This is a genomic window from Cupriavidus basilensis, from assembly GCF_000876015.1.
In the GTDB taxonomy this organism is placed as follows: Bacteria; Pseudomonadota; Gammaproteobacteria; order Burkholderiales; family Burkholderiaceae; genus Cupriavidus; species Cupriavidus basilensis_B.
In genome coordinates, this window is record NZ_BBQM01000003.1 from 16133 (window position 1) to 28992 (window position 12860).

Sequence of the window (12860 nt, forward strand, 5' to 3'; positions counted from 1 at the left end):
TTCTGGATGGCTCAAGCCTCTTCGTCACGGTGATCGGCCTCGCCGCGCTTCCAATAGCCTGTGGCATGCAAATTGGCACGGTCGATGCCGCGCTCCTTGAGCAGCAGCTTGCGGATGGCGGCGACCTCAGTAGATTCGGCCGCAACCCAGATCGCCGTGACACCTGCCGGAATCTGCGCCGACCTGGCGGCGGCCTCCAGCGGCATTGCAGACGCTCGGGCGTTGTCTTCGCGGAACAACCAGGTCGCGGACAACGCGGCCGGACTGGCCAGCTCTTGCCGCTCGGCCGGGGTGGCTACTTCAGCGAAAACGTGCGCCTTGGCGTGCGCCGGTAGTGCCTCCAGGATCGCACCGATCGCGGGCAACGCCGTCTCGTCACCGAACAACAGGTAGTGCTCTGTGGCGGGATCGATGGAGAAGCCGCTGCGCGGATGCACGTCGCTGATCTCGAACCCGTCGCCCACTTGGGCGCGCTCGGCCCAGGCGGACACGGGGCCGCTGTCGCCGTGCAGGAAGAGGTCGATGTCGAGTTCCTGCGTCGCCTGATCAAAGCTACGCACCGTGTAAGCGCGCCCGTTACTGCGCTGGTCGTCCCCCAGAGGAACGAAAAGCTTGAACCATTGGGCTGGCAGCCCCAGCCGCAGTGTCGACAGACAACTGCCGTCGATGGTGATGCGCTTCATGTGCGGGGAAACCCGTTGGCAGCGTTTGACCGTCACGGGATGCAGTTGGTAAGGGGGACGTTCGGATGACATATCGTCGTGCTCGATGATCAATGGCAGGTGCGTAGCGGGCTACAACGCGGATGACGTGGCGCGCCCGGGCAGCAGTCTTTTTGCAATGTCCATTGCTTCATCGCGTGACGGGGCAAGAATCAGGGGGTAGCCCCAGAACTTGGCGAAGACGACCGAAAATGCCTTGAAGCCCAGGCGCTTGGCCGGGCTGGGCTCGACCAGAACCATCGCCAGAACCAGCTTGCGCAGCTCCGTCTTGTGCTTCTTCATCCAGAGCGAAGTGCGTTTCTTTTCTTCCGGTGTGTGCTCGTGGTCTTCGGCCGGAGCCGAATCGCTCAGGATAACGAACGGCTCGCCGCGCTTCAGGTTGGCCTCGAATTCCTCGAAATCCTTCTCAGAGTCATGCCCTGGCTCTTGCGAAAAGCTCATCCAGACGAAAGGAAAGTTCGAGCTATTCATCGACATCACGCGCTCCTTTGTTTTTGATGTGACGCCAGGAGGCCACGATGGCGCACGCGCCGGGAAGCGCGATGAAGAACACCGCCGAAAAGGCGATATGCCCTCCATCCCTGATCCCATCGAAGACCCCTGCGAGGGTATTCAGGATGACCATCAGGCTGCCAAGAATCAGTGCCGCCCATTGAGCCCCGGCGGTTCCGATCAAGGCGAGTAGGACCGTGACGATCCATGCGCCATAGAACGCGGAAATCATCCATAACGCGCTGGCATCGAACGTAATCGCCGGCATCGCACCGTGCGCCACAACATAGTCGTTGACGTAGGAGAACGACTGCAGCGTCACAAATAGCACGGCGCCGACGGCTGTGGTCAACCAGAACAAGGCGATCTTGTTTTGTTGGCTGTTCATGATCGGAGCTTTTACCTCTGTCGTGAGAGAAGACGTCATTACCAAACAATATCCATTTGCATTTAGATGCCTCATTTAACAATAGGCTGACTCGGCTTGATGGCGAAGTCTGGCCATATTGTTATTCATTTCGGCCAAATGTGAGGCCTTTGAGTCGTCTGGCCGTATTGCGAAATAAATTGACCCGCTTTCGCAATGTGGAGACGTGCCCGCGCGGGTAGGCTGCGCTTCATCGTGGTCTGCCATGCCTCACCAGCGTGCTTGGCCGACCGAACGAGCACTCCGTTCTTCCCGAGGAAATACCCCCATGCACTCACTTTGCCTTGGCGGATCGGCCACGCACAGCCGGTCACGCACCACCCCGATCCCCGTTGTCGGCGGGAGGACCGCATGAGCACCGCCGTTACCTCCCGTGCAAAACCCATCGTCATCAGCGTCATCAGCCTCGTCGTGGTCTTCGGCCTGCTGTATGCCTGGCGCACCACCCGCAGCGGCGGCGCAGACCATCAGGCCATGCCGCCGATGCCCGTCTCGACGCTGCGCGCAGCCCCCCGCAGCGTGGCCGACGAACTACAGGCAGTCGGCAGCTTGCAAGCGGTACGTGAAGTGCTGTTGGCTCCCGACACGTCCGGGCGCGTGACCGCCATCAACTTCGAGGCAGGACAGTTCGTGAAGGAAGGAACGGTCCTGGTTCAACTCTACGACGCCCCCGAACAGGCGGATCGCGCCTCCGCCGCAGCCAAGGCCGATTTCGCACAGTTGCAGCTCAAGCGTTCGCAGGAACTGGCACCCACCGGCGCCGAGCCGCGCGAAATGCTCGAACAACACAAAGCGGAAGCCGCCCAAGCTGTTGCGGCGGTTCGGCAACTGGATGCGCGCATCCAGCAGAAGGCCATCCGTGCGCCGTTCTCCGGCCAGCTCGGCATCCGGCGCATCAATCCCGGCCAGTACCTCAACGCCGGCGATGCGATCGCTACGTTGACCCAGCTCGACCCGCTCTACGTCAACTTCACGCTGCCCCAGCAGGACTTGCCCAAACTGACGCCGGGCGCGCCGGTGCAGGTAACAGTGGATGCCACACCGGGCCAGGTATTCACCGCCAAGGTCAGCACCATCGAGCCACGCATCGACGGCGAAACCCGCAACGTCGCTGTGCAGGCGCTGTTGCCCAATACCGACCGGCTGTTGAAGTCCGGCATGTACGCGACGGCGCGGCTGACGTTGCCAGCCACGACCGACGCCATTGTGTTGCCGCTGACGGCGATCCAGACCTCGGCCTCCGGTGACAGCGTGGTGCTCGTGCAAGGTGCCGATGCGCAGGGGATCGGCAAAGCGGTCGCCGTGCCGGTCGTCACCGGCCGCCGGCTCGGCGAAGAAGTCGTGGTGACGCAAGGCGTCAAGTCCGGCGACATCGTGGTGACAGCGGGCCAGAACCGGCTACCGCCTGGTGCGACCGTGAAAATCAGCACCGCGACGCCTGCGGCCCCGGCCGTTGCGTCCTCCACCGCCAGCGCGCGGTAAGGAGACGACACCATGCGTTTCACCGACATCTTCATTCGCCGACCCATTCTGGCGCTGGTCGTCAGCTTGCTGATCCTGCTGATGGGCGCTACGGCTGTGTTCCTGTTGCCCGTGCGGCAGTATCCCTATCTCGAAAACGCCACCATCACGGTAAGCACCACGCTTCCGGGCGCGACCCAGGACGTGATGCAGGGCTTCGTGACCACGCCGATCGCGCAGTCCATCGCCACGGCCAGCGGCATCGAATACCTCAGTTCGACCACCACGCAAGGCAAGAGCGAGATCAAGGCGCGGCTGGTGCTCAACGCCAATGCCGACCGTGCGATGACAGAAATCCTCGCCAAGGTGCAGCAGGTCAAGTACCAGTTGCCGACTGGCGTGACCGATCCGGTCATCAGCAAGTCCACCGAAGGCGGCACCGCCGTGCAGTACGTCGCCTTCTACAGCGACACGTTGTCGATCCCGCAGGTAACAGACTTTGCCACCCGCGTGGCGCAGCCGCTGTTCACCGGCATCCCCGGCGTCGCTTCGGCTGACATCATGGGCGGGCAGACGCTGGCGATGCGTATCTGGATCGACCCGGTGCGGCTGGCCGCGCATGGGCTGTCGGCCGGCGAGATTGCGGCCGCACTGCGCGCCAACAACGTGCAGGCCGCGCCGGGCCAGCTCAAGAGTTCGCTGACCGTCACCAACATCAGCGCCGCCACCGACCTTCGCGGTGTCGATGACTTCCGCCAGATGGTCATCAAGTCCAGCCCCGAGGGCGGCGTGGTGCGACTGTCCGACGTGGCCACGGTGGAGATTGGCGGCCAGAACTACAACAACGCCGCGTTCGCTACCGGCAAGCCGGCGATCTTCATCGGTATCCAGCCCGCACCCGACGGCAATCCAATCGACATCGTCAAGCAGGCCAAGGAGCTGATTCCCAAGATTCGTGAGATGGCGCCGCCTGGACTCACGGTGGCACCCAACTACGACGTGGCCACCTTCGTGAACGCTTCCATCGAGGAGGTCAAGCACACGCTGGTCGAAGCCATCGTGATCGTCATCGTGGTGATCTTCCTGTTCCTCGGTACCTTCCGCGCAGTCATCATCCCGGTCGTCACCATTCCACTGTCGCTGGTTGGAACCGCGGCACTGATGCTGGCCTGTGGCTTCTCGATCAACCTGCTGACGCTGCTGGCGATGGTGCTGGCGATCGGCCTGGTGGTGGACGATGCCATCGTGGTGGTGGAGAACATCCATCGCCATATCGAGGAAGGCTTGACGCCGGTACGCGCCGCCTTGCTGGGCGCACGCGAGATCGTCGGGCCGGTGATCGCCATGACCATTACGCTGGCGGCAGTCTATGCGCCCATCGGCATGATGGGTGGCCTGACCGGCGCGCTGTTCAAGGAGTTCGCCTTTACGCTGGCCGGCTCGGTTCTTGTTTCGGGTGTGGTCGCGTTGACGCTTTCGCCGGTGATGAGTTCGATGCTGCTCAGCGGCAAGCAAAGCGAAGGACGGCTGGCAAAGGCGGTTGAACACTATATGGAGGGTCTGACAGCGATCTATGGACGCCTGTTGGCTCACACGCTGGCCGCTCGCGGCGCAGTGTTGTTGGTCGGTGCCGTTGTGTTGGCCGCCATCGTGGTGCTGTTTTCCGGCACCCGTCACGAACTGGCGCCGATGGAAGACCAAGGTATCGTCCTGGTCGTCACCAAGGCGCCACAGTACGCGGGCGTGGGCTACACCGCCCGTTATGCCGAGCAGATCGAGAAGATATTCGAGTCGATCCCTGAGTTCGACAGCAGCTTCATGCACATCGCCGGTATCGCCGGTGGCCAGAACCAGATGCTCGGCGGGGCGATCCTCAAGGACTGGTCCGAGCGCAAGCGTTCGGCCACCGAAATCCAAGGTCAGATCCAGGCTGCTGGCGGTGCCATCGACGGAGAAACCGTCACGGCCGTGCAGATGCCTCCATTGCCGGGTTCCAGCGGTGGCCTGCCGGTGCAAATGGTGCTGCGCTCGCCCGATGACTTCAAGACGCTGTACGAGACCGGCGAGAAGATCAAGACGGCCGCCTATGCCAGCGGGTTGTTCCTCTACGTGCAGAACGACCTGTCCTACGACAGCCCGCAGGCGCACATCAGCATCGACAATGCCAAGGCCAGCGAAATGGGCGTGACCATGCAGTCGGTCGCCGATACCTTGGCGGTGCTGGTCGGCGAGAACTACGTCAATCGCTTCAACTTCCACGACCGCTCTTACGACGTGATCCCGCAGGTACGCGGCAGCGAACGCATGACGCCGCAAGACCTTGGCCGCTTCTATGTCAAGGCGACGTCCGGCGCACTGGTGCCGCTATCGACCGTGACCCGCGTCGAAATGCGTCCGCAGGCCAACCAGCTCACCCAGTTCGGCCAGATGAACTCGGCCACGCTGGAAATGCTGCCGGCACCGGGCGTAAGCATGGGCGAAGCGGTGAAGTTCCTACAGGCGCAGCCGCTACCGCCTGGAACCAGCGTGGACTGGCTCAGCGACAGCCGCCAGTTCGTACAGGAAGGCAACCGCCTGCTGGTGTCGTTCTGCTTCGCTCTGGTGGTGATCTTCCTGGTACTGGCCGCGCAGTTCGAGAGCCTGCGTGATCCGCTGGTGATCCTGGTAACGGTGCCGCTGGCGGTCTGCGGCGCGCTGGTGCCGCTGTGGCTGGGTTTTGCCACGCTCAACATCTACACGCAGATCGGGCTGGTGACGCTGATTGGTTTGATTTCCAAGCACGGCATCCTGATGGTCACGTTTGCCAACCACATCCAGCACCACGAGAACCTGAGCCGCATCGAAGCCATCGAGAAGGCCGCGGCGGTGCGTATGCGTCCCGTCCTGATGACCACCGCCGCGATGGTCGCCGGCCTGGTGCCGCTGCTGTTCGCCGACGGCGCGGGCTCGGCCAGCCGCTACTCCATCGGCATCGTGGTGGTGATGGGCATGCTGGTCGGCACCTTCTTCACGCTGTTCGTGCTGCCCACCATCTACAGCTTCATCGCTCAGGATCACCGGGCGGCGGCGGAAAGTCCTCGTGCCCGCGAACTTGCTACTGCGGAGGCACCCGATGTCGCACTCTAAGTCGTTTCCTATTCGCGTTGACGCCATGACTGTTCCTCAACGTCGAGCCATGCTTCCCGCTTGGCGTACCACCTTCCTGGCCATTGCCATTGCGGCCCTCGTCACCGGCTGCGCCAGCGGCCCCGACTATCGCGCTCCAGCTTTGCCGGAAACCGCCGGCGGTCCCTTTGTCAGCAAGCCGGCCACCACGGACGCCGCAGCACCGCTGCCGGCGGACTGGTGGAGGCTGTACGACGATCCCGCACTCGACAATCTGGTTCAGGAAGCCTTGTCGGCCAATACCAACCTGCGCGTGGCCCTGGCCAATCTCGACCGCGCGCAGGCCATCTACAAGGAGGCGCGCGGCGGGCTTTTCCCCTCGACCAATGTGTCAGGAGGCGCGGGCTATGGGCGCGATCAGACCACTTGGTTTGGCACCGGCCAGGCACCCACGCAACGGAGCTACACCGGCGGACTCGACGTCTCCTACGAACTCGATTTGTTCGGTCGGGTCAGGCGAGACATCGAAGCCACACGCGACGACACCGATGCGGTGGCAGCCGCCTACGATGCCGCCCGGGTGGTCGTCGTCGCTGAGACGACGCGGGCCTATGTGGATGCCTGCACCTACGGCGAATCCATCGACGTCGCGCGCTCGTCCATCGAGTTGGCCCAGCGTAGCCTAGACCTCATCGGCAGCCAGGAACACGCCGGCTCGGCGTCGCGTCTGGACGTGGAGCGGGCCGGCGGCACACTGGCCCAGGCCCAGGCCGCCTTGCCGCCGCTGCAAGGCCAACGGGACGCCGCGCTGTTCGAGCTGGCCGCGTTGATGGGGCGAACCCCATCGCAGGTGCCGGAGTCAGCGCGAGCCTGCACCACGGCACCGGAGATCACGGGCGCACTGCCGGTCGGCGACGGCACCGCATTGCTGCGCCGCCGCCCCGACGTGCGCCAGGCTGAACGCCAACTGGCGGCCGACACCGCACGCATCGGCGTGGCCGTGGCGGACCTCTATCCGCGCGTCTCGCTGGGTGCCTCGGGCAACTACCTGCGCAACGACTACCTGAAAGGCAATCGCACCTTGTCCTTCTCCTTTGGGCCACTGATTTCGTGGACCTTCCCCAACATGATGGTGGCGCGCAGTCGTATCGCGCAGGCGAAGGCGCAAAACGCGGCATCGCTGGCCAGCTTCGATGGCACCGTGCTGAATGCTCTGAAAGAGTCCGAGCAATCGTTGAGTGCCTATGGCGCAGCGATGCAGCAACGCGATGCTCTGATTGAAGCGCGCACCCGGGCTGAGAATGCCTTCCGTCTGGCAGACCAGCGTTACCGCGCAGGCTCCATCAGCTACCTCGATGTGATCGTGGCGCAAACCAGCCTGATCGACGCGAAATCGCAGGTGGCCGCTGCTGACCAACGCGTTGGCTCCGCACGCGTCAGTGTGTTCAAGGCGCTGGGCGGGGGGTGGGAACAGGCCAGCACGCAGTGACTCCCGGGGGGCACCGGCCCGCCGGTGCCCCAACACCACCATTAGCCATGCCACATCACGTTGTCAGAACAACCAGTGCGCTGGCATAGCGAAGGAGCACGGATATGGCCCCGCACGACGGCCCCCCTCGAATCATTGATCTGATCGCCTCATTCGGCAACAAGCGCAGTCCGTCATCCAAACGCATGAAGCACATCGTCGCCTCAGCCAGTTCCGAGACCAATGCCCCGAAGTCGCCCCATGAACAACGCTTGGCGGCGAGCCACCTACGGCCAACAATCGCACGTATCAGTGTCCTGGACGCACTGGAGAAGGCCAGGCCCCGCTGCCTCGACGCCACTCAGATGTATCGTATCCTCAGCCCACAGTTCGAGAACATTTCACCGGCTGTGATCTATCGAGCGCTGAATGATTTATGGACTGCAGGGTTGCTGATTCGCACGGAAGGCGAACGTGGCCGCGCCCTCTATGCCCTCAAGCCTGACAGAAAAAACCTTCCCTATGACACCCTGCGTTGCCACTGCGGCGCACGGTTGGTTTTCATCGAAAACCCGGCGTTGCGCGAGCATCTCCGGCTGCTAGCAGGCGAGGAAGGCTTCGACCTCGACAAGGAGCCCGCTTTCACCATCACCATGACCTGTACAGGATGCCAGTCACTCCGCAAAGGTGATCGATAGCGATTCACCCCACTCGCACCAGTACCACCACGGCAAACACAAGGTATGCCGTGGTCGCGTAAGGCTCGAACAACCAAAAGACTGGCACAACCACAACGTCCGCGATCGGGGCGAATCCGAATAGATGCCCCGACACCAAGCGTGGCGTGAACTCTCCGCCAACGCGGCGCGCGCTCCTTTCTCAAAACGGCTCCACCGGGCATTCCACGGGTGCTGTCCTGCCGCGCGCCAAGGTCTCAGGGGCCACCGGGCGTCTTCCGCTGGCCTAAATGGGCAATAACTTGGCCGAACTGGTTAATGCGCCATTGTGACAAGCGCCCCACAATTCTGAATGCGAATTATTTGCATCTAGAAAAAGGGGTTAGGACAGTGGACCAAGTGCGAAACCGTGAGGCGGCCCCAAAGCTGCCTGGTGAACATACCGCTTTCCTGACGAGCTTGGGTCTTCGGCCTTTCTTTCCCGCGCGCGTTGAGCCGGCTCAGGTGCAGCCACCCATGATCGTGCAACTCCGCACGCAGCGGGTCACGGAGGAGCAACTGCGCGACTTGCTGGTACGCAACCCCAGCGATGCCGTCCGCTGGATCTCAACGGCGGCGCAGGCCGGCTTCCCTGCGGCGCAAGTGGTTTGGGGGCAAGTGCTCCTTGATGGTCGTGGTGTGGCCCGCGATCCCGGTGCCGCGTTCGGCTGGTTCGAGAAAGCCGCTGCCGCTGGCGACCTTGAAGCACGCAACATGGTCGGGCGCTGCTATGAGCAGGGTTGGGGCGTCGCTCCCGATGGGAAGCGGGCAACAGAAGCCTTCGAGATCGCCGCGCAGGCGGGCCATGTCTGGGGACAGGTCAATCTCGCGCAGATGCTGATGCGTGCCGGCGATCCCGCCGACCGACCACGCTGCTTCGCGCTGTTCAAGGCCGCCGCCGAAAGCGGGACGACCAAGCCGCATCTCAAGGCGATGAATTCGCTTGCCCGCTTCCTCGAAGAAGGGTGGGCTGGGCCGCCGGACCTGGCCGGCGCGGCGTTCTGGTATCTGAAGGCCGCAAACCTCGGCGATCACTGGGCGCAATACAACCTCGCTACGATCCTGTTTCGCCAGGGCGACAAGGAGGCGGCCGACCAGTGGCTGCGAAGCGCCGTCACCATCAGCGACAACGGGTTTCGCCGCCGCATCGCGCCGCTGTTGCTGGCACGGCCAGAGCTGGCACTACGCCAGCGTGGTCTCGACGCGCTGGCACGTTGCGCGGAAGGCAAGGCGCCCGATGACCTCTACGCCTATGGACTGGCCCTCGACGAAAGCATCGCAGAGACCTGCGACCTCGGCAAAGCTGCGGCGCTTTTCAAGGCAGCGGCGGCCCAAGGGCACGCACAAGCCGCCAGACGCATTCGGTCGAAAAGCAAGTTCGGCGCGATACGCCGCGTTGCCGGCCAGGCATTCACCGTTGTGCGCCGCTTTCCGGGGCGCACCGGGCCTACACCATTGTCTACAGGAGAACATAGATGAGAGTTGAAACCTTGCGACCGGTATTGTCCGGTGTTGGCGCAGTTGCGAGCCTTGCCAGCGGCGCGCTCTTTGTCGCACCCGACCAGGCCCGAGCCCAGGAAACGACGCCTGCGGCAAAGCCCGACGATGCGACGATCCAGCTTCCGGCCGTCAAGATTGAAGGAACGGGTGCCCCATCGACCAACGCGTTGAAGAGCGGCACTGGTCTTGATCGTCTTCCCGACTCACTACAGAGCACGCCGCAAACGATCACCGTCATCCCGCAAGTGGTGATCGAGCAGCAGCAGGCGACGACGGTCGATCAGGTGCTCAAGTATGTGCCGGGCATCACGGTCTCCACCGGCGAGGGCAATGGCGGTATCTCCGGCGACCAGTTCCGCATTCGCGGCTTCGATGCCTCCGGCGACATCTATGTCGATGGCCTGCGCGATTTCGGCTCTTATGTGCGCGACAGCTTCGCCACCGAGAATGTCATGGTCCTCAAAGGGCCGTCGTCGACGAGCTTCGGCAACGGTACCACGGGCGGCGTCATCGAACTGGAAAGCAAGAAGGCCCATCTGGGCGATGCCAATTCGTTCGAGGTGACCGGGGGCCAAGGTCCCTATGAGCGCGGCGTGCTCGACGTCAATCACCAGATCAACGACACGACGGCGGTTCGAGCGGTGGTGATGGGCCAGCACCAGGATGCCGTTGACCGCGACCATGTGTACTCGAACCGCGTCGGTTTCCTCGGTTCGATCGGGTTCGGTCTTGGCACAAGCCAGCAGTTCACCCTCAACTATTTCCACCAGACCAGCAACGGCCGGCCCGACTTCGGTGTCCCGATGGGCCGCATCGGTACGTCCGTTAGTGAGCCTCTTACCGAATATGGGGTGCCACGCTCCACCTACTACGGTCGCGAAAGCGATCACGACCGGATGGGCGCCGACGTTCTTTCGGCTCTATACAAAGGCCAGTTCGGCGATTGGTTGACGCTGACCAACGATACGCGTGTTGGCTACTACACGCGCAATCTCAAGTTCACACCGGCCTTCTGCAGCGACTTCCCTGCTTATCTCGCTTCTGCTTACGGCGTCGCGCCGAGCACCTGCGCCAGCGATGTAGCGGCGGGCAATCTCAACACCGCCTACACCCGCTGGCCGGTTGGCGGCACCAAGCAGACCAGTTATGGCGCAGAGAATGTCACCACGGCAGTCATGCGCTTCGATACGGCGGGCTTCCGCCACGAACTGGTCGCAGGCGTCGATGTGTACTACCAGCACGAAAAGACGAACTTCTACCTGCCGACCGGGTCGGGTCCGACTGGAACCTTGCTGTCTCCGATCTTTCAGAACCCGCCGGGCTTCTCCCTTGATTTGGACCCCAGCGGCACTACCGCCCATAGTTGGGATGTCGGGCCGTTTATCAGCGACCGCGTGTGGCTGACGCCGCAACTGTCCATCCTAGGCGGCGTGCGCTGGGATCATTACCAGGTCGATGGGGCCAACGCTGGCACGTCGATCGCAGCCACCACGAACTTCACCAGCCCCAAGGCCTCGGTGATCTGGGAACCAACGTCGCATCAGAGCTATTACGTCAGCTATGCCCGATCCTTTACCCCGCCCGGTTCCAACATCACGACCCTGGGTTCGTCCTTGTCGCTCGCGGGGGGCGCCAGCCTGGCCAGCATGAAGCCTGAAACTGCCACGACCTACGAGGTCGGCGGCAAGTGGAGTCTGTTTGACGACCGACTCGGCGCGACCGCCGCGCTTTTCCGGGTCAACAAGGGCAACACATCCTATACCGATCCGACCTCGGGCATCCTGACCACGACGGACGACAAAGCTCGCGTGCAGGGCGTCGAACTGGGCCTGACCGGGAAGATTACTTCGGACTGGGACGTGCAGGCGGCCTACTCCTACCAGGACAGCAAGATCGTCGATTCGGCGATCAGCGTTTTCAACCCCGTCTCTGCCGTTGGGAACCGGGTGCCGTATGTCTCCAAGCACAACGCCTCGCTCTGGACGACCTATAACCTGACGAGGCTGTTCCAGGGGCTTCCTGGCCATCTCCTGATTGGAGGGGGCGTCAACTATCGCTCCGACTACTACGTCGACGACGCGATGACGTTGCGCATTCCAGGTGCCGTCACAGCCGACGCGATGCTGTCCTACGACGTCGACCGCTATCACATTGCGCTCAACGTGACGAATCTGACCAACAAGCTGGCTTATAGCGCCGCTTTCGGCAATGGCTATGCCACCCCGATCGCGGGACGCACGATCTCGCTCACTGCCGGCGTGAAGTTCTGAGGTCGCCATGCTGATTGAGATTCCCGAAGTCCTAACGGCCGACGAACTGGCCGAGGTCCACCGCCTGATCCAGGCGGCGAGCCTGGTCGACGGGCGCGCGACAGCGGGCGAACTGGCGGCACAGGCCAAGCACAACCTCCAATTGCCACAGGATGCACCGGCGGCGCGGGAGGCCGGCGAGATCATCCTGAAGGCGCTCGGCCGCAATGCCCTGTTCCACAGCGCCGCCTTGCCGTTCCGCGTGCTGCCTCCTCTGTTCAACCGCTACGACGTGGGCATGAAGTTCGACGCCCATGTCGATGGTGCCGTGCGCGCCGTGCCGGGCGCGGGCATCCGTATGCGCGCCGACGTATCTTCGACGCTGTTCCTGACCGACCCGCAGGACTACGACGGCGGCGAGCTGGTGATCGAGCACAGCTACGGGACCAGCGCCGTCAAGTTGGCAGCGGGTTCGATGGTCGTCTATCCGGCGGGCAGCCTGCATCGCGTCAACGAGATCACTCGCGGCTCACGCTGGGGTGCCTTCTTCTGGACCCAGTCCATGCTCAAGGACGATGGCCTGCGCACGCTGCTCTACGACCTCGACATGGCAATCATCGAGGTGCGCCAGCAACTCGGCCACGACACCCACGGCACGCTCGCGCTAACCAGCGTTTATCACAACCTGCTCAGGCGCGGGGCGGAACTATGAATCGCCGC

Annotated in this window: 10 protein-coding genes; 7 read left to right on the top strand and 3 right to left on the bottom strand. The window is 63.1% G+C overall.

What is annotated here, in order from left to right:
- Positions 1–11 precede the first annotated feature (11 nt).
- The 3 genes from KF708C_RS01590 to KF708C_RS01600 are packed head-to-tail and all read right to left on the bottom strand — an operon-like array spanning position 12 to position 1602.
- Positions 12–776 carry a siderophore-interacting protein gene (locus KF708C_RS01590; protein ID WP_082079395.1) on the bottom strand — a complete coding sequence of 255 codons (765 nt, stop codon included), beginning with the start codon at positions 774–776 and terminating at the stop codon, positions 12–14.
- An 18-nt stretch (positions 777–794) separates the two neighbouring features.
- On the bottom strand, positions 795–1193 hold the full coding sequence (locus tag KF708C_RS01595; protein WP_231586357.1) for a hypothetical protein: 399 nt from the start codon (positions 1191–1193) through the stop codon (positions 795–797).
- Positions 1186–1602, bottom strand: a complete 417-nt coding sequence (locus KF708C_RS01600; RefSeq protein ID WP_059410603.1) for a hypothetical protein — start codon at positions 1600–1602, stop codon at positions 1186–1188. The genes KF708C_RS01595 and KF708C_RS01600 overlap by 8 nt, the downstream gene beginning before the upstream one ends.
- A gap of 390 nt (positions 1603–1992) precedes the next feature.
- Between KF708C_RS01600 and KF708C_RS01605 the strand changes: the two genes are divergently transcribed.
- The 7 genes from KF708C_RS01605 (at position 1993) to KF708C_RS01630 (ending at position 12852) form a co-directional block, all read left to right on the top strand.
- The gene (locus KF708C_RS01605; RefSeq protein ID WP_059410529.1) at positions 1993–3123 is read left to right on the top strand and encodes an efflux RND transporter periplasmic adaptor subunit; all 1131 of its coding nucleotides are present in this window, start codon (positions 1993–1995) and stop codon (positions 3121–3123) included.
- Positions 3124–3135: 12 nt separating this feature from the next.
- Complete coding sequence (locus KF708C_RS01610) at positions 3136–6228, top strand: efflux RND transporter permease subunit (protein WP_059410530.1); 3093 nt, start codon at positions 3136–3138, stop codon at positions 6226–6228.
- A 25-nt stretch (positions 6229–6253) separates the two neighbouring features.
- Entirely contained in the window at positions 6254–7696 is a 1443-nt protein-coding gene (locus KF708C_RS01615; RefSeq protein WP_059410604.1) for an efflux transporter outer membrane subunit, read from the top strand.
- A 104-nt stretch (positions 7697–7800) separates the two neighbouring features.
- Complete coding sequence (locus tag KF708C_RS34260) at positions 7801–8373, top strand: Fur family transcriptional regulator (protein WP_082079396.1); 573 nt, start codon at positions 7801–7803, stop codon at positions 8371–8373.
- 495 nt (positions 8374–8868) lie between these two features.
- Entirely contained in the window at positions 8869–9870 is a 1002-nt protein-coding gene (locus tag KF708C_RS01620; protein WP_059410531.1) for a tetratricopeptide repeat protein, read from the top strand.
- Positions 9867–12161 (top strand): TonB-dependent receptor, encoded by a 2295-nt coding sequence (locus KF708C_RS01625; protein WP_059410532.1) that lies wholly within the window; start codon positions 9867–9869, stop codon positions 12159–12161. Before KF708C_RS01620 ends, KF708C_RS01625 begins: the two co-directional genes overlap by 4 nt.
- Positions 12162–12168: 7 nt before the next feature.
- On the top strand, positions 12169–12852 hold the full coding sequence (locus KF708C_RS01630) for a Fe2+-dependent dioxygenase (RefSeq protein ID WP_059410533.1): 684 nt from the start codon (positions 12169–12171) through the stop codon (positions 12850–12852).
- The last annotated feature ends 8 nt before the right edge of the window (positions 12853–12860 follow it).

Excerpts from the sequence above, each read along its gene's own strand:
- KF708C_RS01595 (WP_231586357.1), bottom strand. The coding sequence starts at position 1,193 with ATGAATAGCTCGAACTTTCCTTTCGTCTGGATGAGCTTTTCGCAAGAG.
- KF708C_RS01605 (WP_059410529.1), top strand. The coding sequence starts at position 1,993 with ATGAGCACCGCCGTTACCTCCCGTGCAAAACCCATCGTCATCAGCGTC.
- KF708C_RS01615 (WP_059410604.1), top strand. The coding sequence starts at position 6,254 with ATGACTGTTCCTCAACGTCGAGCCATGCTTCCCGCTTGGCGTACCACC.
- KF708C_RS01620 (WP_059410531.1), top strand. The coding sequence starts at position 8,869 with ATGATCGTGCAACTCCGCACGCAGCGGGTCACGGAGGAGCAACTGCGC.
- KF708C_RS01610 (WP_059410530.1), top strand. The coding sequence starts at position 3,136 with ATGCGTTTCACCGACATCTTCATTCGCCGACCCATTCTGGCGCTGGTC.
- KF708C_RS01630 (WP_059410533.1), top strand. The coding sequence starts at position 12,169 with ATGCTGATTGAGATTCCCGAAGTCCTAACGGCCGACGAACTGGCCGAG.
- KF708C_RS01625 (WP_059410532.1), top strand. The coding sequence starts at position 9,867 with ATGAGAGTTGAAACCTTGCGACCGGTATTGTCCGGTGTTGGCGCAGTT.
- KF708C_RS34260 (WP_082079396.1), top strand. The coding sequence starts at position 7,801 with ATGGCCCCGCACGACGGCCCCCCTCGAATCATTGATCTGATCGCCTCA.
- KF708C_RS01600 (WP_059410603.1), bottom strand. The coding sequence starts at position 1,602 with ATGAACAGCCAACAAAACAAGATCGCCTTGTTCTGGTTGACCACAGCC.